This is a genomic window from Halorubrum zhoui, from assembly GCF_051194155.1.
Lineage (GTDB): Archaea > Halobacteriota > Halobacteria > Halobacteriales > Haloferacaceae > Halorubrum.
In genome coordinates this window covers 113,359-138,948 of record NZ_JBLZNJ010000004.1, presented here as the reverse complement: position 1 = coordinate 138,948, position 25,590 = coordinate 113,359, and the positions used below count along the sequence as shown (strand labels likewise).

Annotated in this window: 24 protein-coding genes; 11 read left to right on the top strand and 13 right to left on the bottom strand. The window is 68.3% G+C overall.

Features of this window, described 5'->3' with window-relative positions; all coding sequences use genetic code 11:
- Positions 1–9: 9 nt before the first annotated feature.
- Positions 10–1,614, top strand: coding sequence for a DNA-directed DNA polymerase II small subunit (locus ACNTAO_RS08175; protein WP_435161493.1), 1,605 nt, complete (start codon positions 10–12; stop codon positions 1,612–1,614).
- A 769-nt stretch (positions 1,615–2,383) separates the two neighbouring features.
- Here the strand turns inward: ACNTAO_RS08175 and ACNTAO_RS08170 are convergent.
- The 5 genes from ACNTAO_RS08170 to ACNTAO_RS08150 all read right to left on the bottom strand — a co-directional run bounded on the left by ACNTAO_RS08170 (position 2,384) and on the right by ACNTAO_RS08150 (position 7,952).
- Positions 2,384–2,641, bottom strand: coding sequence for a DUF7561 family protein (locus ACNTAO_RS08170; protein WP_435161492.1), 258 nt, complete (start codon positions 2,639–2,641; stop codon positions 2,384–2,386).
- A gap of 23 nt (positions 2,642–2,664) precedes the next feature.
- Complete coding sequence (locus ACNTAO_RS08165; protein WP_435161598.1) at positions 2,665–3,864, bottom strand: ABC transporter ATP-binding protein; 1,200 nt, start codon at positions 3,862–3,864, stop codon at positions 2,665–2,667.
- 118 nt (positions 3,865–3,982) lie between these two features.
- A complete protein-coding gene (locus ACNTAO_RS08160; RefSeq protein WP_435161491.1) occupies positions 3,983–5,770 on the bottom strand; it encodes an ABC transporter permease in 1,788 nt (595 codons plus the stop codon).
- Positions 5,771–5,780: 10 nt separating this feature from the next.
- The gene (locus ACNTAO_RS08155) at positions 5,781–7,022 is read right to left on the bottom strand and encodes a thiamine ABC transporter substrate-binding protein (protein WP_435161490.1); all 1,242 of its coding nucleotides are present in this window, start codon (positions 7,020–7,022) and stop codon (positions 5,781–5,783) included.
- Between the two features lie 648 nt (positions 7,023–7,670).
- Positions 7,671–7,952: a hypothetical protein gene (locus ACNTAO_RS08150; protein WP_435161489.1), complete on the bottom strand. Its 282-nt coding sequence runs from the start codon at positions 7,950–7,952 to the stop codon at positions 7,671–7,673.
- A gap of 302 nt (positions 7,953–8,254) precedes the next feature.
- On the opposite strand from ACNTAO_RS08150, the gene ACNTAO_RS08145 reads away from it, so the two are divergent.
- Positions 8,255–9,367: a pyridoxal-phosphate-dependent aminotransferase family protein gene (locus ACNTAO_RS08145; protein WP_435161488.1), complete on the top strand. Its 1,113-nt coding sequence runs from the start codon at positions 8,255–8,257 to the stop codon at positions 9,365–9,367.
- Between the two features lie 49 nt (positions 9,368–9,416).
- On the opposite strand, the gene ACNTAO_RS08140 is transcribed toward ACNTAO_RS08145, so the two are convergent.
- From ACNTAO_RS08140 to ACNTAO_RS08130, 3 genes are all read right to left on the bottom strand, one after another.
- Positions 9,417–10,118 (bottom strand): TMEM165/GDT1 family protein, encoded by a 702-nt coding sequence (locus ACNTAO_RS08140; protein ID WP_435161487.1) that lies wholly within the window; start codon positions 10,116–10,118, stop codon positions 9,417–9,419.
- A gap of 107 nt (positions 10,119–10,225) precedes the next feature.
- Positions 10,226–10,525 (bottom strand): DUF424 domain-containing protein, encoded by a 300-nt coding sequence (locus tag ACNTAO_RS08135; RefSeq protein WP_435161486.1) that lies wholly within the window; start codon positions 10,523–10,525, stop codon positions 10,226–10,228.
- Positions 10,525–11,361 carry a tetratricopeptide repeat protein gene (locus ACNTAO_RS08130; RefSeq protein ID WP_435161485.1) on the bottom strand — a complete coding sequence of 279 codons (837 nt, stop codon included), beginning with the start codon at positions 11,359–11,361 and terminating at the stop codon, positions 10,525–10,527. The genes ACNTAO_RS08135 and ACNTAO_RS08130 overlap by 1 nt, the downstream gene beginning before the upstream one ends.
- A 118-nt stretch (positions 11,362–11,479) precedes the next feature.
- Between ACNTAO_RS08130 and ACNTAO_RS08125 the strand changes: the two genes are divergently transcribed.
- From ACNTAO_RS08125 to ACNTAO_RS08110, 4 genes are all read left to right on the top strand, one after another.
- Positions 11,480–12,493 carry a S49 family peptidase gene (locus tag ACNTAO_RS08125; RefSeq protein WP_435161484.1) on the top strand — a complete coding sequence of 338 codons (1,014 nt, stop codon included), beginning with the start codon at positions 11,480–11,482 and terminating at the stop codon, positions 12,491–12,493.
- Entirely contained in the window at positions 12,490–13,578 is a 1,089-nt protein-coding gene (locus ACNTAO_RS08120; RefSeq protein WP_435161483.1) for a DUF4350 domain-containing protein, read from the top strand. Before ACNTAO_RS08125 ends, ACNTAO_RS08120 begins: the two co-directional genes overlap by 4 nt.
- A 187-nt stretch (positions 13,579–13,765) precedes the next feature.
- Positions 13,766–15,370, top strand: a complete 1,605-nt coding sequence (gene serA, locus ACNTAO_RS08115) for a phosphoglycerate dehydrogenase (protein ID WP_435161482.1) — start codon at positions 13,766–13,768, stop codon at positions 15,368–15,370.
- 559 nt (positions 15,371–15,929) lie between these two features.
- Complete coding sequence (locus ACNTAO_RS08110; protein WP_435161481.1) at positions 15,930–16,724, top strand: MBL fold metallo-hydrolase; 795 nt, start codon at positions 15,930–15,932, stop codon at positions 16,722–16,724.
- A gap of 585 nt (positions 16,725–17,309) precedes the next feature.
- Here ACNTAO_RS08110 and ACNTAO_RS08105 read toward each other — a convergent pair.
- Positions 17,310–17,468 (bottom strand): DUF7317 family protein, encoded by a 159-nt coding sequence (locus ACNTAO_RS08105; RefSeq protein ID WP_435161480.1) that lies wholly within the window; start codon positions 17,466–17,468, stop codon positions 17,310–17,312.
- A 218-nt stretch (positions 17,469–17,686) separates the two neighbouring features.
- On the opposite strand from ACNTAO_RS08105, the gene ACNTAO_RS08100 reads away from it, so the two are divergent.
- Entirely contained in the window at positions 17,687–18,769 is a 1,083-nt protein-coding gene (locus tag ACNTAO_RS08100) for an anthranilate phosphoribosyltransferase (protein ID WP_435161479.1), read from the top strand.
- A 65-nt stretch (positions 18,770–18,834) separates the two neighbouring features.
- Here the strand turns inward: ACNTAO_RS08100 and ACNTAO_RS08095 are convergent, their stop codons facing one another.
- From ACNTAO_RS08095 to ACNTAO_RS08085, 3 genes are all read right to left on the bottom strand, one after another.
- Positions 18,835–19,668, bottom strand: a complete 834-nt coding sequence (locus ACNTAO_RS08095) for an NAD+ synthase (protein WP_435161478.1) — start codon at positions 19,666–19,668, stop codon at positions 18,835–18,837.
- A gap of 116 nt (positions 19,669–19,784) precedes the next feature.
- Positions 19,785–20,426, bottom strand: coding sequence for an NUDIX hydrolase (locus ACNTAO_RS08090; RefSeq protein ID WP_435161477.1), 642 nt, complete (start codon positions 20,424–20,426; stop codon positions 19,785–19,787).
- Entirely contained in the window at positions 20,423–20,812 is a 390-nt protein-coding gene (locus tag ACNTAO_RS08085) for a hypothetical protein (protein WP_435161476.1), read from the bottom strand. Before ACNTAO_RS08085 ends, ACNTAO_RS08090 begins: the two co-directional genes overlap by 4 nt.
- Positions 20,813–20,889: 77 nt before the next feature.
- On the opposite strand from ACNTAO_RS08085, the gene ACNTAO_RS08080 reads away from it, so the two are divergent.
- From ACNTAO_RS08080 to ACNTAO_RS08070, 3 genes are all read left to right on the top strand, one after another.
- The gene (locus tag ACNTAO_RS08080; RefSeq protein ID WP_435161475.1) at positions 20,890–21,843 is read left to right on the top strand and encodes a DUF5787 family protein; all 954 of its coding nucleotides are present in this window, start codon (positions 20,890–20,892) and stop codon (positions 21,841–21,843) included.
- A gap of 71 nt (positions 21,844–21,914) precedes the next feature.
- A complete protein-coding gene (locus ACNTAO_RS08075) occupies positions 21,915–22,319 on the top strand; it encodes a CBS domain-containing protein (protein ID WP_435161474.1) in 405 nt (134 codons plus the stop codon).
- Positions 22,320–22,515: 196 nt separating this feature from the next.
- Positions 22,516–22,890: a tautomerase family protein gene (locus tag ACNTAO_RS08070; RefSeq protein WP_435161473.1), complete on the top strand. Its 375-nt coding sequence runs from the start codon at positions 22,516–22,518 to the stop codon at positions 22,888–22,890.
- Positions 22,891–22,924: 34 nt separating this feature from the next.
- Here ACNTAO_RS08070 and ACNTAO_RS08065 read toward each other — a convergent pair whose 3' ends face one another.
- Positions 22,925–23,398 (bottom strand): deoxyuridine 5'-triphosphate nucleotidohydrolase, encoded by a 474-nt coding sequence (locus ACNTAO_RS08065; RefSeq protein WP_435161472.1) that lies wholly within the window; start codon positions 23,396–23,398, stop codon positions 22,925–22,927.
- A 119-nt stretch (positions 23,399–23,517) separates the two neighbouring features.
- Here ACNTAO_RS08065 and ACNTAO_RS08060 point away from each other — a divergent pair, with 119 nt between their 5' ends.
- Positions 23,518–25,497, top strand: coding sequence for an aconitate hydratase (locus ACNTAO_RS08060; protein WP_435161471.1), 1,980 nt, complete (start codon positions 23,518–23,520; stop codon positions 25,495–25,497).
- The last annotated feature ends 93 nt before the right edge of the window (positions 25,498–25,590 follow it).

The following is a 25,590-nucleotide window of genomic DNA, read 5'->3' as shown; positions in this document are numbered from 1 at the left end:
GATGTGGTCGTGCCGCTGGAGTCGAACACGCGCGTCGTGAGCGAACTCGCCAGCCGTGGGTACAACGCCGAACGCGAGGCCGTGACACTTCTCGCTGGCGCAGACGACCCCGCGTCGGCGATCGAAGGGGTGGTCGAGCGCGCTGCCGACGACGCGCTTCGGATCACGACCGAAGACGTTCGGGCAGTGCTCACCGCGGAGCCCGTCCGAGACGCCGGCGTTGAAACGGGTGAACGGACCGAATCTCCACTCGAAACGGAGGGGTCGGGGGGCGCGTCTGTGCCGGCGATTGGCCGCGACGCCTCTGGGGCGACCGGCGGCGACGACCGGCGTGGGCGCGACGACCAGCGTGAGCGCGACGACCAGCGTGAGCGCGACGATGTGGCTCACCGCGACCGCGACCCGTCGCGTCGGGAGCTCTCGGTCGGCAACGACATGACCGGTCAGAGCACGGGGACGGGTGAGTACGCCGACTTCGTGCGGACGTTCCGGGACCGGTACGAACGGCTCTCGACGATGCTTCGGGGGCGGGTGAACCACCGCCCGGCGGAGGCAATCGCGTCGATGGCCGGCGGCAGCGACGCCGCGATGATCGGGTTGGTAAACGACGTCCGGTCGACGCGGTCGGGCCACTGGTTGGTCGAACTCGAAGACAGCACGGGGACGTTCCCCGCGTTGGTGATGAAAGACAAGGGACTCGCCGACGTGGTCGACGAGATCCTCTTAGACGAGTGTCTCGCCGTCCAGGGGACGCTCGCCGACGACGCCGGGATCCTCTTTGCGGACGCGATCCACTTTCCGGACGTTCCACGGACGCGCACTGGCGGCCGAGCCGACAGGCACGTCCAGGCGGCGCTGATCTCGGACGTCCACGTCGGGAGCCAGGAGTTCATGGCCGACGCGTGGAGCCGCTTCACCGACTGGCTGCACACCCCGGAGGCCGCACCGGTCGAGTACCTCCTCGTCGCCGGCGACATGGTCGAGGGCGTCGGCGTGTACCCGAACCAAGACGAGGAGCTCGATGTCGTCGACATCTACGAGCAGTACGAGCTGTTCGCAGAGTATCTCAAGGAGGTGCCGGGTGACACCGAGATCGTGATGATCCCAGGCAACCACGACGCCGTGCGCCTCGCCGAGCCACAGCCCGGCTTCGACGAGGAGATCCGGTCGATCATGGACGTCCACGACGCGCAGATCGTCTCGAACCCGGCGACCGTCACCGTCGAAGGCGTCGAGGTGTTGATGTACCACGGCGTCTCTTTAGACGAGGTGATAGCCGAGCTCCCCGAACAGAAGGCGAGCTACGACGAGCCCCACCGCGCGATGTACCAGCTCCTAAAAAAACGGCACGTCGCGCCGCAGTTCGGCGGGCACACGCGGGTCGCGCCGGAGTCGCGCGACTACCTCGTGATCGACTCCGTACCAGACGTGTTTCACACCGGCCACGTACACAAGCTCGGCTGGGGGAAGTACCACGGCGTGTTGGCGGTCAACTCGGGGTGCTGGCAGGCGCAGACCGACTTCCAGCGCTCGGTGAACATCTCGCCTGATGCGGGATACGCCCCAATTCTAGACCTCGACACGTTGGAGATGACCGTGCGAAAGTTCAGCTGAGTCGACCGAGCGGTTATATACGATGCCGCGGCCACCACCGCCGTGCGCTGAGAGCCGACCGCGGCGAACACGGCGGGAGTGCGACGCACCGCCGCGGTAGTGAGCGGTCCGCGTCGCCTGTTCGCCACCACCGGTTGCAGAGACCCGAGCGACGAAGGCCGCCTCCCGGATCGTTCACTCGCACACGCCGGTAGCACGTGCGTGAGTGCGGCTCAGCGACACCCGGATAGCACGTATCGTCACCGCCTCCCGGGGCGACTCCGTGCGTGGCTGGTCGTAGCCGTGCGATCGAGACGACCGCGCAACCGCCGGACACCGAGTCGTCACGCCCTCCGGGCCGATTCGCTCGTATACGGCGATCGTGGTCGTGTGAGCGAGACGACCGCGCGACTTCCGGACGCTCCGTTCAGCCCCACACCCTCCCGGGCCGATTCGCTCGCATACGTCGTTGGTGGCTGTGTGACCGAGACGATCCGCGACACCCGGACACCGTTTGGGCCACCCCCTCCCCAGCCGATTCGCTCGGTGGCTCCGCCACCTCGCTCATCCCTCGCGCGCGCTCGTGAGGCCGCCTGCGGCGACCTCGCGAGGCGCGCGCCACCGGCGTCGGGGCGAGTCGACGCCGTCGGTCGTGGTTCGATGCTAGCTCGTCACATAGATGCAAGGAGGAAGCCCACGAGTTTACTCGTGGGAGGAATCTGACACGCTGCGGCTCGCTGGCGCGTCTCTGGGTGAGCAGTGTACGTCGGGAGCGCTGTGCCGGGACCCGTCAGCGCCAGTGCCAGAACGCGGCGTTCGTCGACTCGACGGGGTCGGTCTGCTCTCGGAGAGCATCGACGTCCGCTGCGGTCGGCTCCGTATCCTCGGGCAGCGACTCGAGACACTCGAAACAAAGGAAGAACTCCGAGCCGTCGACGAGCTCGAGCGTCATCCCCTGTGTCGACTCGAACGCGAAGTTCCACAGGTCACCGATACCGCCCGCAATTCGGACGGATCGCTCACACACGTCACACGACTCTGTGGCCATGCAGCCACGTCGGTCCGACCGGATTAAGACGTGTCGGCTCCCCTGTCGGTAGCCGTGTGCTCGACGACGTGCGCATCGCGTGGGTCGAACCCGACGGTGACCGCCCCCGAAAGCGGCTCCTCGGCCGAGAGCACCAACTGCTGACCGCTCCAGGTGAGGTGCACGCGGGTTGTCTCGCCGAGGAACTCCGCGCCCTCGACGTCGGCTCGAAGCCGGTTCCGTGCCCGGTCGACCTGCAGGTGCTGTGGACGGACACAAAAGACGACCCGATCGCCAGCACGCGGCGTGCTCGACCACCCAGTGCCGTGGGCGTCGGTGGCCGTCGCCGCCCCCTCGTCGTCCGCGCGCTCGGGTGAGCCTCCGCCGACCCCGATCGCGAGTGTCGTGTCGTGGACCGCCACCGGCACGACCCGCCGCTCGTCGCCATCGTCGTTCACCGTTTCGCCCCCCTCGGACTCGGCCGCCGAGACGGTGCCTCTCGCCGCGACGACGCCTTCGAACACGTTGTTGTCGCCGACGAACTCGGCGACGAACCGCGAGGCCGGTCGTCGGTATACCGTCCGTGGCGGGGCGACCTGCACGACCGACCCGTCGCGCATGACCGCGACCCGGTCGGAGACGGAGAGCGCCTCCTCCTGGTCGTGGGTGACGTACACCGTCGTGATTCCGAGCGAGCGCTGAATCGAGCGCACCTGGAGCCGGAGCCGCTCCCGGAGCCGCGCGTCGAGCGCGCTCATCGGCTCGTCGAGCAACAAGACGTTCGGTCCCGGCGCGAGCGCGCGAGCGATCGCCACTCGCTGTCGCTGTCCCCCGGAGAGACTGTCTGGGTCGCGCCCGCTCGTTCCCGGTAAGTCGACGAGCTCCAGCAGCGCGTCGATCCGCTCCTCGCGGCTCACCCCACCGGGCGGGGCCGAGAACCGAAGCCCATACCCGACGTTCTCGCCCACAGTCAGGTGCGGAAACAGCGCGTAGTTCTGAAACACGACGCCGACGTCGCGCGCCTCCGGAGGCACCCCGGAGACGTCGCTTCCGCCGAACCGTACCCGGCCGTCGGTAGGCGCCTCGAAGCCGGCGACGAGTCGCAGCATCGTCGTCTTCCCACAGCCGGAGGGTCCGACGACGGTGAAGAACTCGCCCTCGCGGACCGCGAGGTCGACGCTGTCGACCGCGGCTGTCTCGCCGTAGCGCTTCGTGACCCCGTCGAACTCGACGGCGGTCGGCACGTTCGGGCCAGGGCGGCCGAACTCCCCGTCAGTCGTCGCGTCACCCGAGGCCTCGGGTGAGTACGGGGCTCCGTCGCGGTCGTCGTGCGCCTCGCGGTCGTCTCGCGCGCCCGACCCGTCAGTAGTCACGGACCTCACCCCCGAGTCGCTCTATCACGAGGAAGCTGACGCCGGTCACGACCAGGAGGACGACGCCCATCGCGGTCGCGGGTCCGAGCCGCCGGCCGATGAATCGTTCGATCGCGACCGGCATCGTGTAGGCGTCTGCCCCCGTCGCGAGCACGACCGTCGCGGTGAACTCGCCCATCGAGATAGCGACCGCGAACGCCGCGCCTGCGACCACGCCCGGCCACACGAGCGGGAGCTCGATATCGAAGAGAGCGCGCGCTCGCGATGCCCCGAGCGCCCGCGCCGACTCGACCAGCGACGCGTCGAGCGACGCCAACCCGGGCGCCACCGTTCGCACCACGAACGGGTAGCCGGCTACCGCGTGGGCGGCGACGATCGCCGCCGACCCGGCGACGGCGATCCGCCACCCGGCCACCTCGACCCCAAAGACGAGTCCGCGGAGGAGGCCGAGTCCGACTACGATCCCCGACACGGCGAACGGTGCCATCGCGACCGCGCCGACGAGCGACCGTCCCCGAGACGCGCGGGTCGTGATCACGGCGACGACGACGCCCATCGGAAGCGCGACCAGCGCAGACGCCCCAGCGAACAACACCGAGTTCCGAACCGCAGGCCAGGGCCGCACCTGGAACGCCGCCCCCGTCTGTTGGCGCGTCAGCAAGAACCGGTAGTGGTCGAGCGTGAGTGACCCGTCGGCGGTCGTGACACTCGCCAGTAACATCGAGACGATCGGCGCGAGAAAGACGACCGCGACGATCCCCGCGTAGGTGACGATCCCCGCCCGCTCGGCCAGCGCTCGCGGCGTCCAGGCGGTCGGCCACAGCGGCTTTCGTGGCAGTGGGCGGACGCGGCGAGCGGACACCGCTGTCGCCGCCTCGTATCGGAGGTACGCGAACAACACGCCGAGTGCGATCGCGAGCTCGACGAGCGCGAGCGCGGCGGCCTCCGCGTACTGAAGATCGCGTGCGAGCCGGTAGACGAACACCTCGACGGTCGCCAGCTCGAACCCGCCGAGCGCCAACACGATCGGGAAGGTGCCGAACGTGAAGACGAACGTGAGTGCGGCGCTCGTCAACACTGCCGGGTAGAGCTGCGGGGCGACGACGTCGAGGAACGCCCGTAGCGGCCCGGCACCGAGACTTCGGGCGGTCTCGACCGCACTCGCGTCGACCGACTCCCAGGCCGCGGTCGTCACTCGTGCGACGAGCGGCGCGTTGTAGAAGGCGTGGGCGATCAGGATCGCCTCGAGCGTGAACATGAGCTCGACCCGCGGCACACCGACCGCGGTGAGGACCGCGTTCAGCGTGCCGTTCCGGCCGAAGGTGGCGACGAATCCCACCGCGACCATGATCGACGGGAGCACGAACGGCAGGATCGTCACGGAACGGAGCGTCCGCCGACCGGGAAACTCGAAGCGCGCGAGGACGTACGCGGCCGGGAGCCCGAGCGCAACGCTGAGGATCGTCGAGAGCACGGCCTGGTAGGCGGTGAAGCCGACGATCCCGAGCCGTCGGTCCGGTGCGGCCAACGCGCGGGCGACCGCGACCGGTCCCTCACCGGTGAACAGCCGGGCGACCTCGCCGAGGTAGAACGGGTCACGGAGGAGGTCGGCGAAGACGGTGAGGGTGAGGCGGCCGTCGACGACGACCGCCTCAACGAGGACCGTCCCCACCGGGTAGTAGAAGACCACGACGAGCACCGCGACGGTCGCGGCCGTGAGCGCGGCGAGTGCTCGTCGCTTCACGCGGTCGCGAAGCCGATGCGGGGTGTCGCTCACGGCGACCCGCTCAGTTGCCGGCGACCTGCCGCTCCCAGTCGGTTATCCACCCGTCCAGGCTCCCTTGGAGATCGTCGTATCCGAACGTGACCGGGGTGGCCGGCTCCTTCGCGAGCGACGCGTACTCGTCGGGCAGCGCTGCGGTCGTCGTCGCCGGAAACGCGACGTTCCGTTTCGCGATCTCGCCTTGGACGGCGGGCTCGAGCAGGAACGACATGAACTCGCGGGCGAGCGCGGGCTCGTCGGCGTCGGCGAACACCGCCATTCCCTCTGGCGTCGCGTACGCCTCGTCGTTCAAAAACCGGATCTGATGTCGCTCGAGCTCTTCGCCCGCGTCGGCGGCGAACACCTGGTCGGTCGAGTACGAGACCACCATGGGTGCCTCGCCGTTCGACCACGCGGTGTACGCGTCCTCCCACGACCCCAGCACCCGCACGTCGTTCGCCTGGAGGTCGGCCCAGTAGTCGAGGTAGTCGTAGTCGGGGTCGCCGTCTGCGCCCTCGACCGTCTCGTCGCCACCGCCGCCGTACCCACCCTCGTCTCCACCGTCGCCGAACCGATGGATCGTGTGGAGGAGAAACGACCGGCCGGTCGACGAGCTGCCCGGGTTTTGCGCGATGAGGGCCCCACGATGGTCGTCGTCGAGCAGTCCCTCGAACGTTTCTGGAGCGGTCATCTCGGTGCCGTCGTAGACGAGCGTTACATACCCTCTATCAAACGGTATGGCCCGACCATACGGATCAAGGTCTGGCCCCTCACGAAGTGCTTCTGTCCCATCGACCGCGCCGGCTTCGGCAAAGAGATCGGCGTCGAGTTCGCTGTCGGCCCGTACGAGGTCCTCCGTGGTGAGCCCCACGTAGAGGTCGGCGTCGATCGACGCGCCGGAGGCGGCGCGTTCGAGGTAGTAGTTCAACTCGGTGTCGGGAGTCACCCACTCGACCGTCGCGTCGACGCGCGACTCGAAGGTGTCTTTCAGCCACGCGCCCGGGCTCACCGACGGCGCGTCGACGAACGCGCCGTAGGTAGCGACCGTCAGCGTGGGCGGTTCGTCGGCGTCACTCGCGTCCTCGTCGGCGGTCGCGTTCGCCTCGCTCGCGTCGTCGCTCGCGTTCGACTCGTCGCCTTCGCCGTCCGCGCCTTCGTCGACCCGCTCCGCACTACACCCGGCGAGCCCGGCGAGTCCGGTCGTCCCAGAGAGTGCGAGAAACCGCCGTCTGCTGTGTCGGCTCGCGGTCGTCGTGGCGTCGTCCATCACCGAGTTGTTGTACCGGGTAGTTACATAAGCGATCCGTGTCTTCTCGGAACCGACCCGGTGCCGAGGGCACGAAGTCGTCCTCGACCCCCTACGAAGCCGTCCACCACGTCCGCTCGATACGCCGTGCGTGTGCCAGCCTCATGCCGGTGGCGCGCGCCTCGCGGGGCCGCCGGAGGCGGGCTCGCGAGCGCGTGCGAGGGATGAGCGAGGGAGCGAAGCGACCGAGCGAATCGGCTGGGGAGGGTGTGGCGGTAACTGGTGTCCGGGTGTCGCGCGGTCGTATTCACGCACGCTCTACCGACCTATACGAGCGAATCGGCTGGGGAGGGTGTGGCGGTAACTGGTGTCCGGGTGTTGCGCGGTCGTCTCGGTCGCAGCCTCACGAACGCCGTATCCGAGCGAATCGGCTGGGGAGGGTGTGGCGGTAACTGGTGTCCGGGTGTTGCGCGGTCGTCTCGGTCGCAGCCTCACGAATACCGTATCCGAGCGAATCGGCCCGAGAGGGCGTGGCTGAAACCTGTGTCTGGGTGTCGCACGGTCGTCTCGATCACACGGCCGCTCACGCGTACGAGAGCCAACCGTCCGGGAGGGCGTGACCGAAACGCGTGTCCCCGTGTCGTGTGGCCGTGGATGTCACGGCGTTCACTACCGATATCGGCGGCGACGACCGAACGCTGTGCCGTCGACCGGCGCGTGCTGCCACGCCGCGAGCGCCGAAGCGAGTCGGTCGGTGAGCGGCCGCCGGACGGCGACGATGGCCGCCCCCGCGAGTGCTGAGACGGCGACGGTCGGGTACGCGAGTGCTGTGAGCGCGAGGACGACGACCGAGAACGACGCGAGCAGCGTCGCGAGCGAACTCGCGACCGAGGGCGGTGCAGGTAGCGGAGCGAGCGAGCGCGTCGGCTGTGTAGCGGTGAAACGTCGCATACACCAACGGAGCGTGCGGGCAGACATAAGCTTTCATATTTCGTATATGTTGGGAGACGAGATAGCACACCTCACGCGTTGAATCGCGCTGTATCTGCTGATATGAGCGTGTAACGAGTACCATGATAGCGCGTGTACATTATATCAGTTCGTGGTGAGATATGCTCTCGAACAGCGGCGGCACGAGAGGACGCGGCGTGGCTGCTCCACGCTCACGACAGCGACACGCCACCCGCACGACGCGAGCGCATCAAAAGGACCATACGGGTTCCCGACCCGGTGTACGACATCGGGTGACGCCAGTGACGAAGAAACGCGAATACCGAGACGACTACACCGACAAGACGCTGTACCTCCCGGGGCCGACCGAGGTGCGATCGGACGTCATCGACGAGATGGCACAGCCGATGTTCGGTCACCGGATGGACCGCATGACGGACCTGTACACGACCGTCGTCGAGGACACGAAGGAGTTCCTCGGCACCGACAACGACGTGATCGTACTCACCGCCTCCGGAACGGAGTTCTGGGAGGCGACGACGCTCAACCTCGTCGACGACGGCGGGGTGTTGTGTCCGACGAGCGGTGCCTTCAGCGAGCGACAGGCGAACGTCGCCGAGCGGCTCGGCAAAGCCGTCGACCGCATCGAGTACCCGTGGGGTGAGGCGGTCAAGCCCGAAGACGTACGCGAGGCGCTCGAGGCCACAGACGGCGGGTACGACGCGGTCACGGTCGTGATGAACGAGACCTCGACCGGGGTCCGCAATCCGATCGAGGAGATCGGCGACGTCGTCGCGGAGTACCCGGACACGTACTTCGTCGTCGACGCCATCTCCGCGCTCGGCGGCGACTACGTCGACATCGAGGCACACAACATCGACGCCATCTTCACCTCGGTCCAGAAGGCGTTCGCGATGCCGCCCGGACTCGCCGTGTGTGTCGTCAGCGACGCGGCCTACGAGCGCGAAGCCGAGGTGGAGACCTCCTCGTGGTACGGCGGTTTCCGGCGCTGTCTCGACTACTACGACCGGAAGGGCCAGACCCACTCGACGCCCGCGATTCCGTTGTTGTTGGCGTACCGCAAGCAAATGAAACACATGCTCGAAGAGACCCACGCGGCCCGCGACGAACGCCACCGCGAGATGGCCGAGTACACCCGCGAGTGGGCCCACGAGCACTTCGACACCTTCGCCGAGGAGGGGTACGAGTCACGCACCGTGACGTGTATTGAGAACACGCAGGGCATCGACGTGGCCGAGACGATAGCGACCGTCTCCGCGGAGTACGACATGGTCTTTTCGAACGGCTACGGCGACATCGGCGAGCAGACGTTCCGGATCGGCCACATGGGCGAGCACACCGTCGAGAGCGTCCGGGCGCTCACCGACGCGATAGAAGACGTCGCCGGACTCTGAGTCGGCGGCCGTCACGAGCGTGAGAACACGGCAGCGGGCGGTGTGTCGCTCACGCCAGCCCGAGTACCGCGTCGGTACCGGTCTCCCACAGCGAGACGCCGGTTACGACGCCGAGACCGAAGTCGAACGCGAAGAAGGCGAACAGCGCTGCGCCCGCAAAGTGTGCTTTCCGCATGTCGAGTCGGTGTGCAAAGCGGTGAAAGATGTACGCGTTCGCCGCGCTCACCGGGACGATCGCGAGCATCTCGCCGGCCCAGATGGCCGTCGGAAACGCGCCGTACTGGGTGGCGAGCGAGATCGTGATCAGCTGCGTCTTGTCGCCGAACTCACCGAACGCCATCATCGCGAATATCGGGAGGAAGCCGCCGAACTTGTTCGGGACGTGCCACCCTACGAGCGGCACGCGCACGTCGAGGTCACCGCCGTCGGTCTCCCGTGCGTCCGCCCGCGTCGGATTCTCCGCGTCGGGGGCGGGCGCGCTCGTGACCAGCAGGTACGCGAAGAGGAGAAACAGCGCGGCCGTCAACGCGTCGAGGTAGATCCCCGGGAGGACACGGGTGAGCGCACGGCCGAACACGATCTCGAGGGCCGTCCAGCCGGCAAAGGCAGCCGCAGCCGCGCTCACCACGACGACCGGGCGGTACCGCGCCGAGAGCCCGGCGATCAGCAGCTGTACCTTCTCGCCCGGGAGCACCGCGAGCTGGGCGCCGGCAGCGATGAACAGGACGGTCAGCCACGTTGGTTCGGTCATCGCGAGTGAGACCCGGTCGGCTGGGTCGAACGGTACGACGGCGAGACAGACATACTCACGAAGAAATTAGACGGGTCTAAACAAAAGTGTTTGTGTATCGAACTCCGTCACAGCCAGAGCAGCTGGGCATGTCGCGTGCCATCGAACTCTAACACTGCACCCTCGTCGACGATGCCGGCGTCTATCGCGACGTCGACCGCCTCGGTGCCGACGATGTTGCCAACCTGTGCACGGTGGAGCGCGTCGACGACGGCCGCTGGGTCCGCTTCGGTCGCTTCAGGTCCGCCGTAAAACGACTCGTCGACGGTGATCTGGGCGGTACCGTTCTCGTACGTCTCGCCGAGACAGTCGGCGTCACACACCGAGACGAGCGTTCCCTCCGGCGTCTCGCGCTCACGGAGGAGCATTAGAACCCCTCCGGTCCCTCACCCTGGAGCTCGCGTGCTGGCTCACGGTCACGCCGCTCGGGGGCGCGCCGCTCGGGAGCGCGCCCGTCTGCGCCCTGTTCGTCCACCAGCTCCGCTTCGGCCTCGCGGCGGAGCTCCTCGGCGCGGTCGGCCACCGTCTCGGCCTGCTCGTGCTCGCCCGCCTCCTCCAGCGCACGGGCCTTCTCTTCGAGCACGTCGGCCTCGCGGTAGCCGAGCCGGATCGCGTTGTCGAAACACGAGACGGCGTCCTCGGCCAGCCCACGTTCGACGAGGAGGAACCCACGGTTGTACCACGCCTGCGCGAACCGGGGGTCGATCTCTACGGCGCGTTCGGCGTGCTCGAGCGCCTGTTCGCTCCGCCCCGACTCCCAGAGCGCGTACGCGAGGTTGGTTTCAGCAGTGGCAGCGTGCTCGGAGTCGTCGTCGACGTGGAGCGCCTCGCGATAGGCGCCGATCGCCTCGTCGTACTCCTCTAGTTCGGCGTGGGCAGCCCCCTTATTGACCCACGCCTCCTGGGCGTCGAGTGACTCCTCGTCGGCGAATCGAGCGGCTCGTTCGAACGTCTCCGTCGCCTCCTCGAAGCGGTTGATTTGCATATACGAGAGCCCGACGTCGACCAGCCGCTCGACGTCCACGGCGTCCTGCTCGACGTTACGGCGGTCGAGCAGGTCCGTGAGCACGTGTGCGTCGACGGGGTCGACGGTCGTCGGGTCGGCGTCTACCGCCTCCGGGTCGAGCGTGAACTCCTCGTAGTCGACGTCGACCCCCTGGCCGGTCGAGAACTTGTGACGGTCTGCGTCCCGCTCGTCGGTCATACCCTGTCACTGGCGGTCACAGAGGGTAAGGGTTACGTCGGCCGGCTCGGGCCGTGTCGCACGACGCGGGACGCGCCCCCGGCATTTATACTCGCGACGCCGCTGGGTCGATGCGCGAATGGCAACCGACGAGCGCTCTACAGCAGTGACGCCACGGCGACAGCTCGCGGCCGTCGTGGTGGCCGCCGCCCTCCTCGGGGTCGTCGTCGCACCGAGCGTCTACGGCGCCGCCAGCGACACCGGCGACACCGTCGCCGTCGTCGAGATCGAGGGGCCGGTCACCGCCGGGCTCGCCGACGACGTCGAGTCGGAGCTCGCCGAGGTACGCGCCAACGACTCCGTCGGCGCGGTGGTGTTGAAACTCGACACGCCCGGCGGCGCACCGGCGGCGTCCGAACGGATGTACAAGGCGGTCCAACGAACCAGCCGAGCGATGCCGGTGATAGCGAGCGTGCAGGCGACGAGTGCGTCGGGCGGCTACTACGCGATGGCCCCCGCAGACGACATCTACGTCCTCCCGACGTCGGTCGTCGGCAGCGTCGGGCTGAACGCTCCGGCGCCCGCGCCGCGGGCACCCGTCGCCGGGCCGAGCGGCCCCGACAAGGTCGGGACCAACGAGATCGAAGGGTGGGCGCGTCAACAGACGCTCGCAGACACGTTCGTGAACGCGATGATGGCCGAACGCGGCGAGGAGTTCGAACTCTCCCGCGCGGAGGTCGCCGAAGCCGACGTCTACCTCGGCACGGAGGCCGTCGAGAACGGGTACGCCGACGAGATCGGGTCGCTCACCGAGGCGGTCCACGAGGCCGCCACCCGGGCCGAACTCGGCGACTACCGGGTCGACACGCGCGAGACCGGCCCGGACGGTCGGTTCCCGATACTGGTCCGAACCGACGCGCAGGTCGTCGCCGTCTACGCGACCGACCCGGGTTACGGCGAGGTCGAGCCGATGGGGCTCGCGTACGTCCACCTCGGTTCGGTACCGCACGTGGACACGGTCGCACAGGTCGCGGGAAGCGACATTCCGACGACGGAGACGGGAGCGAGCACTGCCGACACGGCGGCGTCTAGCGCCGAGGCGGTGGCGGATCCGAACGCCCTTGGCTCGCCCCACGGAGGTGAGCGCGCGTGAACCGACTGCCTGCACTCGCGGTCGCGTTCGTCGTGACGTTCGCGACCGTCGTCTCTGGAGCGGCGGTCGTCGGATTCGTCGACGGCGACGGGGCCGCTCCCGCACCGGAGATAGCGAACGCTCACTACACCAACGCGGACCTGGTGAACGACCGGACCCCCGGCGAGGCGACCATCGAGATGTCGAGCGATGCGCCGACCCAAACCGTCGTCTTCGACCCGGGTGTCGAGCCGTCGACCGACCAGCCGGCCGGCCCGCTCGCGCTGCTCGGCTTCGGCGGCCCAGAGGTCACGGCTCGGAACGTCCGGCCGCTGGCGAACGTGCTCCTCGAGAACGGCCACGAGGTTCGGGTGTACACGCCCGACTCGTCGCGGCCGACTCCGACCGCCGGGCCGTCGACCGGCGACGAGTCGTCGCCGCTCGGCGAGGAGCTCGCGAACGCAGACGCGTTCGTCACCTTCCGTAGCGACTACTCGGCGGCCGCCCTCGACGACATCGAGTCGTTCCGCGAGTCGGGGGGACACCTGATCGTCGCGACGGAGCCCAGCGCCGGCTTCGACGCGCCCGGCGCGGCCGCACTCGACGGTCGACTCGGCACCACCTCGGGTCCGGGATACGTGTACAACATGGTCGAGAACGACCTGAACTACCAGCGCGTGTACGCCGAGCCGACCGGGGACGCGTCGTTGACCGAGGGCGTCGACCGCGCGATGTTCGAGACGGTGACCCCCGTCGACACGGCGGCCACCGACGGCGACGTGCTCCGGCCGATCGAGGGGAGCCAGCTGTCGACGACGCGGGCGGCAACGGACGCGCCCGTGCTCGCCCGCGACGACGGCGTCGTCGTGGTCGGCGACAGCGACGTCTTCGTGCCGGAGAACACCCAGCGCGTCGACAACGACGCGCTGATCGGCAACCTCGCCGACTTCCTCGTGGAGAACGATCGGGAGGGTTCGCGCGCGGTGACACCGCAGGCTGGCGCACCGACGCCGACCGCGCCGGTACCGGGCGAGACGAACGCGACCCAGGGACCGTCGAACGAGTCCACCCCGAGCCCGGAGCCACGGAACGCGACGAGCGCCTGAGTGTGCCCGCCAGAAGACGACGAGCGGTGTCGACATCGCCCCGACATCAGTGGACGAACAGACAGTTTTGATCGGTCATCGCGGCGGTGCGTACCGCAGAATGCGGAGCGAATCCGACGACTGCACGCGGGTGGCAAAACGCTGCGATGAAGAAAGCGTTAACCTCGCGCCGCCGGTCGATACTGGCATGAAGGTACTCGTCACGGATCCGATAGCCGACGCGGGCCTCGACCGGCTCGCGGACGCCGGGCACACGGTCGAGACGGACTACGAGGTCGAGGGGGACGCACTGCTGGAGGCGGTCGCCGACGCCAACGCGCTCATCGTTCGGTCTGGCACCGAGGTGACCGAGGCGGTGTTCGAGGCGGCGTCGGACCTCGTCATCGTCGGGCGGGCCGGCATCGGCGTCGACAACATCGACATCGAGGCCGCGACCGACCACGGCGTGATCGTCGCCAACGCCCCCGAAGGGAACGTCCGGGCGGCCGCAGAGCACACGGTCGCGATGACGTTCGCGGTCGCGCGGTCGATCCCACAGGCGCACGCTCGACTAAAGGACGGCGAGTGGGCGAAAGGAGCGTTCCTCGGCACCGAGCTCAACAACAAGACGCTCGGCATCGTCGGGCTCGGTCGCGTCGGCCAGGAGGTCGCAAAGCGGCTCGACTCGCTCGGGATGGACCTCGTCGTCTACGACCCCTACATCTCTCCGGAGCGCGCAGAGCAGTTCGGTGCCGAGTTGGTTGACGACCTCCACGAGGCACTCGCCCGCGCCGACGTGGCGACGGTCCACACGCCGCTGTTGCCCGAGACGGAAGGAATGATCGGTGCCGACGAGCTCGCACAGCTCGAGGGGGGGTACCTGATCAACTGCGCGCGCGGTGGGATCGTTGACGAGGAGGCGCTCGCGGCCGCCGTCGACGACGGCGTCGTGGCCGGTGCCGCGCTCGACTCGTTCGCCACGGAGCCTTTGCCGGCCGACTCGCCGCTTCTCGACGTCGAGGACGTCGTCGTCACGCCACACCTCGGCGCGTCGACGGAGGCGGCCCAGGAGAACGTCGCCGTCGACACCGCCGAGGCGGTGCGCTCGGCGTTCGCAGAAGAGCCGGTGCTCACCGCGCTCAACGCGCCCTCGGTCGACGAGACCGCGTTCCCACGGATCGAGCCGTACATCGACGTCGCCGAGACCGCCGGTCGGGTGGCTGCACAGCTGCTCGACGGACGGATCACGAGCGTGGAGGCGACCTACGAGGGCGACATCGCCGCCGAGGACGTCGAACTTGTCACCGCCTCGGCGCTCAAAGGCGTCTTCGAGCCCCTCGAGTGGCAGGTGAACGCGGTGAACGCGCCGCGGCTCGCCGACGAGCGCGGCATCGAGGTGACCGAGTCGAAGACGCGACAGACAGAAGACTTCCAGAGTCTGGTGCGGGTGACCGTCCACAACGGTGAGGAGTCGCTCGCGGTCGAGGGGACGTTGTTCGCGGGCGACGACCCGCGCATCGTCCGCATCGACGGCTTCCGGGTCGACGCCGTCCCGTACGGCCACACGCTCGTCGCGCGCAACACCGACGAGCCGGGTGTGATCGGCTTCATCGGGACCGTGCTGGGCGAACACGACGTCAACATCGCCGGGATGTTCAACGCCCGCGAGACGCAGGGCGGCGAGGCGCTCACCGTGTACAACCTCGACCAGGCCGTCCCCGAGGCGGCCGTCGAGACGCTGCTTGATGACGCCCGCATCGTCGAGGTGACCGAGATCACCCTCGACGACGCGGGCGTGCGGGACGCGGCCTGACGCCGACGACCACACGACGGCCGGACGCTCGTTTCAGCCGCGCCCTTGGGCGCCGATTCCGTGTGTATGTGTGCGTGGCTCTGTGACGAATACGACCGCGCGACCGCCGGACACCAGTTACCGCCACATCCTCCCGGGCCGATTCGCTCGCATACGTCGTTGGTGGGTGTGTGACCGAGACGCCCGCGCGACCGCCGGACGCCAATTACCGCCACACCCTCCCCAGCCGATTCGCTCGGTCGCTTCGCTCCCTCGCTCATCCCTCGCACGCGCTCGCGAGCACGCTTCGCGGCTCGCGAGGCGCGCGCCACCGTGCAGTCGGGACGGATCGGGTCGGTTGCGCCGGACGGTCGATCTCGAGGCGAAACGGATCACTGAGGCGTCCGTACCACACGGGAGTGCTCCGTTCGTCCCCTCGGGGGCGGTCGATCGGTGCCGCCGAACGTTCGACCGGTCGGTGTGCGCCTCCTCGCGTGACCCCCTCGTTTCGGGTGGGGCCGCCTGCTGGCGGTTCGAGGTGGCCCGAACGGGTTACCCGGCGCTGTCCCGTTGCCAGCCGATGGTCGACGCCACGGTCCACGTCATCGATCGAGGCGAACTGCGGTGTGATGAGAACTCGTTGCCCGAGGGACACACCCGGGCAACACACGGCGAACAGCGCCCCGAACTCGAGCACGGGGCCCTCCCGGTTCACGCGTTCGTCATCGAGCACCCGGCGGCGACGATACTCCGGGACCCGGGGATCCACCACGCGGCCGCGGCGGGTCACTGGCCGGACGACCTCTGTGAGGCGTTCTATCCGTCCGCGTCCGCGGACCATCGGCTCGACGACGACCTCGCGGCTGCCGGCTTCGAGACCGACGACGTCGACGCGGTGGTCCAGAGCCACCTCCACGTCGACCACGCCGGCGGGTTGGCGTGGTTCGAGGGGACCAGAACGCCGGTGTACGTCCACGAGCGAGAGCTCGAGTTCGCGTACTACGACGCGGTCGCCGGTGCCGGCGACGGTGGGTACCTCCGAGGGGACTTCGACCGCGACCTGAACTGGGTTCCGCTCACCCGTGACCGTGAGACCCACTTCACCGACTTCGCGTTCGTCCACCTGCCGGGACACACGCCCGGTACGATCGGTGGGATGTTCCACCTCGAGGCGGAGACGCTACTTTTCACCAGCGACCAGGCCGCGCTCCCGGCGAACGACGAGGCGGGCATCCCGCCGGGTGGCGACTTCTTGTGGGGAGAGACCGAGTGGCGGGCGAGCCGCCGCCGTCTCCGTGAGCTCGACCGGCGGCACGACGCGACCGTGGTGTTCGGTCACGACTGTGGCGGACTCACCGGAACGCGGTCGCCGTGACGGAATCGAGACCTCCTGACCCACCACCAACGGCTGTCGCGCCCCAACGCGGTCGACCAGAGCACCGGTCTCGCGGTGGCGCGCGCCTCGCGAGGTCGCCGAAGGCGGGCTCGCGAGCGCGTGCGAGGGATGAGCGAGGGAGCGCAGCGACCGAGCGAATCGGCTGGGGAGGGTGTGGCGGTAACTGGTGTCCGGCGGTCGCGCGGGCGTCTCGGTCATACGTCCATCACACACGCACGAGAGCGAATCGGCTGGGGAGGGTGTGGCGGTAACTGGTGTCCGGCGGTCGCGCGGGCGTCTCGGTCATACGTCCACCACACACGTACGAGAGCGAATCGGCTGGGGAGGGTGTGGCGGTAATTGGCGTCCGGCGGTCGCACTGTCGTCTCGTTTACGCATTCACCGACAACGTACAGAATCGCCCCGGGAGGGCGTGGCCAAACAGCGCCCGGGTGTCACGTGGTCGCATCGCTTGCGCCGTCACCGCTATACACGCACTGGGGAGGGTGTGGCGAGACGTCACGGCCACCAGGCTGCCGGGTATCCAGAGACCCGACCCGAGCGGAGGGTCTCGAATGCGACGCCTCAGTCGTCGGCGGCCCGCGTCGCGGCGGCCGGCGCGAACGCCTCGGCACTCGCCTCGAGCTGTGCCACAGAACAGCCGCCGATCGTCGCCGCCTGTTCGAGCGTCAGTGTGCGGGAGCGATACAGCGTCAACGCGGTCGCCACGGATGTGGACGTCATTGGGTTCGTCTATCAGTTAGATAGGCGTTCATATAATAGTATCGGAAATATCTGTGCGTTATCGTCACTTTTTGGACGCTACTCACCCGATCGTCGTACTCAAGTCGCATTCGCTACCGAGGTGTCAGAATACGTGCGGAGCGATCACACGCCACACCCGTTCCCGGCGGACGGGACTCGAGCGGGAGGCTTTTCGTTCGAGGAGCCGAACGGACGGTATGGCGCAAGCGACGCAGGAGTTCGGCGACTGGCCGCTGAAGCGGCTGATGACCGAGGTGTGCGGTTCCGGGCACAAGTCCGCGGACGACCTCACGCGCGCGCAGGCGACGGAGGCGTTCGAACGAATCCTCGCCGGGGAGCCGGACCCAACGACGCTCGGGGCGTTCTGGCTCTCGAACCGCTGGAAGCGCAACACGCCCGAAGAGCTCGGCGCGTACGTCGACGTGATGTGCGACCGCGTCGAGTACGCCGAACCCGACGTCGACCCCGTCGACTGCGGGGCGAACTACGACGGCAAGGGCCGAACTGCCATCCTCGGCGTCGCCGCCGGTGCGGTGGCGGCCGCCGCGGGCACTCCGGTCGTCGTCCACTCAGGCGACCGCGTTCCGACCCAGAAACAGGACGCGTACAAACACGTCCTCGACGAACTCGGGGTCGCGACGGAGGTGACGCCGCGTGACTCGGCCGCGATGGTCGACGAGACCGGCTTCGGCTTCTACTACCAGCCCGCGTTCAACCCCGAGGTCGACGCGCTCTTCGACCGCCGCGATCAGATGGGCGTCCGGACGTTCATCAACACCATCGAGACACTGGCGAACCCCGCCGGGGCGTCCGTCCACCTCGGCTCGTTCTACCACCTCGCGTTCGCGAAGAAGGTGGTCGACACGTTCACCGAGAGCACGTTCCACGACCTCGACCGCGTGCTGATGTTCCAGGGAATGGAGGGGTACGACGACGTCCGACCCGGCTACACGAAGGTCGCCGAGTGGACCGCCGGCGCGGGCGGGAGCGACGCCGCGACCTTCGACGACTTCGACATCGAGACCGCCGCCTACGGGATGGACCTCGAAGAAGACGACCTCGCGGTCGGCGACGTCGCCGGCGACTCTGCTGCGATCACGGAGGCGGTCCTCGCTGGCGAGCGAGACGGACCGTTCGCCGACGCGGTCGCGCTCAACGCGGCCCTCCGCATCTACGCTCGCGAAGACGTCGATTCGATCGACGACGGCATTGAGGCCGCCCGTGCGGCCATCGACGACGGCTCGGCACACGACGTGATCGAGTCGCTCCGGAGCTTCTAGACGCGCTCTGGTGCTCCTAGACGCGCTCTGGTGCTCCTAGACGCGCTCCGGACCGCCGAGTTCGTTCACCGGGACGGTGCCGGCGGCATCGCCCGCTTGTGTTTGCTCGCCTCGTACAGCTCGACGACGTGGTCGACGGCCGCCGCGGGGACGTCGAGTTCGCGGACCGTCGCCGACCGCGAGAGCCCGCCGTCGACGTGGAGCGCGAGGATCGCATCGACCGTGTCGTAGTCGAGTCCGAGCTCGTCAGCGTCGGTCTGTCCCTCCCACATCCCCGCGGTGGGTTCTTGCATCACAAGATCGCGTGGGACGCCCACGTGTGCTGCCAGCTGGCGAACCTGCTGTTTGTAGAGGTTTCCGATCGGGTTGCAGTCGACCGCCTGGTCGCCGTACTTGGTGTAGTAGCCGGTCATCGCCTCCGCGCGGTTGCCGGTGCCGAGCACGACCCGATTCTCCGCGTTGGCGACGAAGTAGTTACACACCGCACGCGTCCGGACGTACACGTTCCCGCGGGCCATCCGATCCGATGCGGGACCGGGCAGCGCGTCGAAGAACGCCTCGGCTATCGGCTGGATCTCGACGACGTCGTACTCGACGTCGAGGTCGGCTGCGACCCGCTCTGCGTCGCTCATCACGGCCGGGTCGTTCACCGCAGTCGGCATCGTCATCGCGTGGAGACCGTCCGCGCCAAGCGCCTCGACGGCGAGGTAGGCGGTCAGCGTCGAGTCGATGCCGCCGGAGAGTCCCAAGACGGCCCCGTCGGCGCCGGCGTCGTCGACGACGTCGGCGATGAACGACACGATTCGCTCGCGAGTCCGCTCGAGTTCCGCCTCGGAGAGGCGAAGGTCGAGCGGCGGGTCCTCCGAGAGCAGTACCGACTCGTCGACGTGTTGGCTCATACCAGTACGTGGTGCTCGAGCGACTAATACCTCCCCGTTCGCCCGCCGAAGTAGACGATCGTCTGATTGTACTCCGTCAAGCGATCGAACGATCAGCGTAAAGCCGGTTCACCCCGTTATAATACGCCTTCGTGAGCGGCCAGCAACAGCCCCTCGAGCGTGGCGTCGTTCGTCGGTGGGTCGCGGGCGATCGCGAGCGCCTCCTCGACCGGCACGGTCCGCGGCACGAGGAACTCGTTGCTGTCGTGGTCGACGTCGACCGGCTCCAAGCCGGTCGCGAAGACGTAGCCGCGCCGGTGGCGCAACACCCCGGTCGAACACCACACCTCCTGCAGTAGCGTCGTCGAGGTGGGGTCGAACCCGGTCTCTTCGGCGAGCTCGCGCGCGCCCGCGACGGTGTACGACTCGCCGGCCTCGACGATCCCCGCCGGAAGCTCGAGTTGGGTGTTCCGCACGGTCGGCCGGTACTGTTCGACGAACAGCACCTGTCCGTCTGCGACGGCGATCACGACCGTCGCCGGCGGGAGCTCCGCCCAGTAGTACCGCTTTGTCGACCCGTCCGGCTGGACGACCAGGTCGTACCCGCCGACGTACCAGCCGGCGTCGTACTCGACGACGACCTCCTCGACCGGCCACTCGGGTTCACCCGGCAGTGAGTGCTTTCTCCCGTCGTCGAACGCGGACAGCGACTGCAGGGCCGCGGCCCGCTGCGTCTCCGACCGCGCGTCGTCCGACTGGCCGCCCGCCTCGTCGGTCACGCGGCACCTCGGTCGATCGCGACCAGGTACGTCTCGCCGTCTCGCTCGATCCGCACGCCGTCGCCGACGGTGGCGTTCGGCCCGCGCGCGGCGAGCGCGTCGACCTCGTCGAACGGACTGTGCGTGAACGACTCCTTCAGCCCGAACGGCCCGCGCTGGTAGGACATCGATCGACCCTCGTCGCTCGCGAACGCCCCGGTGAGGTAGGGGTATCGACGCTCGGAGAGGCCGGTCGCGTTCACCGCCGGCCCGTCGCGCTCGGCCGGCTCGACGGTGAGGTGGTACGGCTCGCCGCTGCCGAGGTAACTCGGGAGCGCGCCCAACGCGAGCAGCGCGAGGGTGACCACGCCGATGGCGACCAGTAGGTTCCGGGTGACCGGGCGCATGCGCCCACTTCGCCGCCGTGCCGAATACCCGTTTCGACCGCCGACGGACTTTAGCGTCGGCCGCCCCTCGCAGTCGCATGGAGTACCGGTTCGAGCTCGCCCTCTGTGCGGCCCTCGAATCGCCAGACCGTGTCGTCGCCCGTCAGCTCGGCTCGGGCGTCACCCGCCCGGGGGCGCGAATCGTCGACGTCTGTGTGTTACGACCGGGCCCCGACTTCGACGCCCGCGCGGCGATCAGTCCCGACCGGATCCCGGCGACCGCGATCGAGGCCGCGGTCGGCCCCGGTGAGGCGGTCCCCGTCGCCGAGGCGTTCGATTGCTCGCCGGAGCGCGCGACCGACGTCGTCGACGCGGCCGTCGACGCCGGCTACCTCGAACGCGAGCGGCGACACGGCCGCGACGTCGTCCGAGCGACCGCCCGATACCCCACCGACTGGATCGGATCGCTCACCGCGATCGAGAACAAGCCCGACCTCGGGCAGCCGGGCGACCTCGCGGCACAGCTCCGCTACGACGTCGCGCTCGGCCTGTTCGATACGGTCGTGCTCGCGACCGCCTCGTACGTCACGCGCGCCCACCTCAACCGGATCCCCGATCCGGTCGGCGTCTGGCGATTCGACGCGGAGACCGGCGATCGCGACGTCGTTCGGGAGGCGACGCCGCTCTCGCCCGCCGAGCCGGGCGTCGAGATACGCGAGGAACGGGCGCTTCGAACCGACGTCTCGCTCGTCGCTCCTGCCGCGAAGACGCGGAAGCGCCGCCGGATCGGCGAGCGCGCCTACGGCAAGGGGTGGCGCCCGTCGCCGCCGGCGTGTACACACGCACAGACGACCACAGACGGCCGCCCGTACTGTGGACACTTCGACCGGGTCGTCGACCCGAGCCGCGAGTGCGGCGGCGACTGTCCGGCCTTCGCGTCCGCGTCGCCGCCGCCGCTCGACCGCGATCGGCTCCGCGCGTCGCACTCTGCGTGGGTCGCCGACGCCGACGCAGGGCCGCGCCGGCAGGCCGGACTCTCGCAGTTCGAGTGATATCTTCGTCCGCCCGCTCGGTACTCGCTCCCATGCGAACGCTTATACAGCGACGAGTGGGAGTGGCCCGTATGCACGACATCGACGACATCTTCGTGGCGCGGCTGATGAGCACCGACCTCCACACGGTGACACCGGACACGCTCGTCGAGGCGGCCGCCGCGACGCTGCTCGACAACGAGATCAGTTCCGTGCTCGTCGTCGAGAGCGACCGGCTGCTCGGCATCCTCACGAGCACGGACTTCGTCGAGATCGTCGCGCGCAGCCAGCCGAAAGCCGAGACGACCGTCGAACGCTACATGACGACCGACCCGGTCACGGCGACCGCCCAGGACCCGGTCTCGGCGGTCGCCGCCACGATGATCGAACGCGGCATCCACCACGTGCCGGTCGTCGACGACGGCCTCCCGATCGGTATCATCACCACCTCGGATCTCGCCGCGTACGTCTCCGGCACCGAGCCGCTCTCTCCGTGAGCCGGCACCGTTAAGTGGATCTACCATCTTCGTCTACTCGACGCTTCGCTTGGAGGGCCGAAGCGTCAGCGGGGACCTACTGAACGGCCCGGCGTGCCACCTTTTCCCGGCACGCCGGGCCGTTCGTTTCCACGACGACGACCGACTGGTCCATACACACCGATACAGCCAACTCTCTGACCGACGAGCGTTCCGTATGCCGCTGTTACAGCTTTCGACGACGTGTTCGCTTACCCCCACCGCGCGCGAGTCGACCACCGCGTTCCTCATCGACGCGTACGCGACGACGATGGAGACGAGCCCGGACCACGTCGCGGTCTCGATAGCCGAACTCCCGCCGTCGGCGATGGCCATCGGCCGGGGCGTCGACGGCCCGCTCGTGTTCCTCGACGCGGAGATTCGGGGTGGTCGCCCGTTCGAGACCAAGCGTGCGTTCGCCGTCGACGTGATGGAACACGCCGTCTCGGAGTTAGACGTCCCCCGACCGAACGCCAAGGTTGTGTTCACCGAACACCCGGGCGAGCACATGATGGGACTCGACCGCGTCGGCGACGCGTGGCGCGCCGAGTGATCGGCTCCTCACCCGTTCCCGACGTCGCGAGCCGCTAGCGGTTCTCGCCCTGGTACGTCCCGTCGTAGGTCCCCTCGTGGTCCGCGTGTGCCAACACGAGCTGGGCGAGCCGTGCGTCCGCCTCGATATCGATCGGATGTCCCACCTCGAGGCGCCCCTCGCCGACGCCCTCGTAGCCCGCGTCCCACACCGCGGTGTCGAGGGTACAGCCGTTCCGGAGCAGCGTCGACCGCGGCAGGACGAATCCGACGTGGCCGGACGGAATCCGGACGGGCTCGCCGTACCGGACCACGTACGTCCCGGCCTCGAGTCGATACCAGCCGTCGTCTGGCTCCACCGCGGACCGGCCGCCGACGCGCTTCTCGTCGCGGCCGATCCGTCCCCGACCAGTCTGTGTGAACACCGCTCCGACGGTGAGGTCGACCCCGTTGGGCTGCGTCTGTGCCGGCTCGAGCGACGCGCCGGCCGCTTCGAGCGCCGCCGCCACGACCGCGCCTGATTCGAACATACCGGTTCGTCCCATAGGGCGTGTAAAGCCGTGTCGCTCCGCCGACCCTGGTCGTACACGGTCGATCCGCAGGGACACTCGCGGGTTTTATATTGACGGGAGAGTCATTTCGGATCGATATGGGAAAGACGATTACGGAGCAGATACTCGACGACCACCTCGTCGAAGGCGAGCTGACGCCTGGCGAGGAGATCGGCATCGACATCGACCAGGTCCTCACACAGGACACCACCGGGACGATGGTGTGGCTGCAGTTCGAGGCGCTCGAGCTGGACGAGGTCCAGACCGAACTCGCCGCACAGTACTGTGACCACCAGACGTACCAGTTCGACTTCAAGAACACGGACGACCACCGCTTCCTCCGGTCGGCGGCCGGCACCTACGGTGCGTACTTCTCTCGGCCGGGTAACGGCATCTGTCACCAGGTCCACAAGGAGAACTTCGCGGCGCCCGGCAAGACGCTGCTCGGCTCCGACTCACACACGCCGACGCCCGGCGGACTCGGACAGCTCGCGATCGGTGCCGGCGGCCTCGACATCGCGGTCGCGATGGGCGGTGGCGCCTACTACGTCGAGATGCCCGACGTAGTCAACGTCCACCTCACCGGTGAGCTCCCCGAGTGGGCCACTGCGAAAGACGTCATCCTCCACCTGCTCGGTGAGCTGACGGTGAAAGGCGGCGTCGGAAAGGTGCTCGAGTACACCGGCCCCGGTGCTGACTCGCTCACGATCCCCGAGCGGACGACGATCACCAACATGGGAACCGAGCTCGGTGCCACGTCCTCGATCTTCGGCACCGACGAGAAGACGCGCGACTGGCTCGCCCGCCAGGACCGCGAAGACGAGTACGTCGAGCTCACCCCCGACGACGACGCCGCGTACGCCGACACCATCGAGGTTGACCTCTCGTCGATCGAGCCCCTCGTCGCCGCCCCGTCGATGCCCGACAACGTCGCGCCCGTCAGCGAGTTCGAAGGCGAAGACGTCTCACAGGTCATCATCGGGTCGTGTACCAACGGCGCCTACGAGGACGTGCTCCCGTCCGCGAAGATGCTGGAGGGCCGTGAGGTCGCCAAACAGACCGAGATGATCGTCGCGCCCGGCTCGAAGCAGGCCTCCGAGATGCTTGCCAGAGAAGGGTGGACCGCAGAGATGATGGCCGCGGGCGTCAACTTCTCCGAGGCGACGTGTGGTGCCTGTATCGGCATCGGTCACGTTCCCGCCTCCGATTCGGTCTCGCTTCGAACGTTCAACCGAAACTTCGAGGGCCGCTCTGGCATCGAAGACGACTCCGTCTTCCTTTGCTCGCCGGAGGTCGCCACCGCGGCCGCCATCACCGGTGAGATCGTCGACCCCCGTGACCTCGCCGACGAGCTCGGCGATCTTGAGGCGCCCGGCCTCGAGATGGGCTCGAGTTACGGCGCCGGGATGGGCCAGGCAGACTCCGACATCATCGCGCCGACCGAATCGATCGACGACGGCCTCGTGAAGGGGCCGAACATCGGTGACGTCCCGCTCAAAGACGGCCTCGCGAACGAGATCGGCGGCGAGGCGCTGTTGAAGATGGAAGACAACATCACCACCGACCACATCATCCCGGCGACGGCCGACATCCTCAAGTTCCGCTCGAACATCGAGAAGCTCTCGGAGTTCACCCTCTCGCGGGTCGACGACACCTTCGCCGAGCGCTCGCTCGAGGCGGACGGGGGCGTCCTCGTCGCCGGCGAAAACTACGGACAAGGGTCCTCACGTGAACACGCCGCGCTCTGTCCGATGTTCTTGGGCATCGAAGCCGTCTTCGCACAGAGCTTCGCACGGATCCACAAGGCGAACCTCTTCAACTTCGGTATCGTCCCGCTCGAGATCGACGCGGAGACGTACGACCGACTCGACCAGGGCGACGACGTCGAGATCGTCGACGACGTCGCGGCCGCCGTCCGCTCCGGTGCCGAGACGTTCACCGCGCGCGTGAACGACGAGTGGGAGTTCACCGCCGACCTCGACGCCTCCGACCGCGAGCGCGACATCCTCGCGTCCGGCGGCAAGCTCTCGTGGGTCAAACAACAGCACGGCTCCGGTGCGGCGCCCGCCGACGACTGAGCGCTGTACACCACATTCCGCGATTCTTTTTCGCTCTGCCCCGCGAGCCACCGCGCCTTCTCGCGACCTGATCGCCCCGCCTCACGCCCGGTC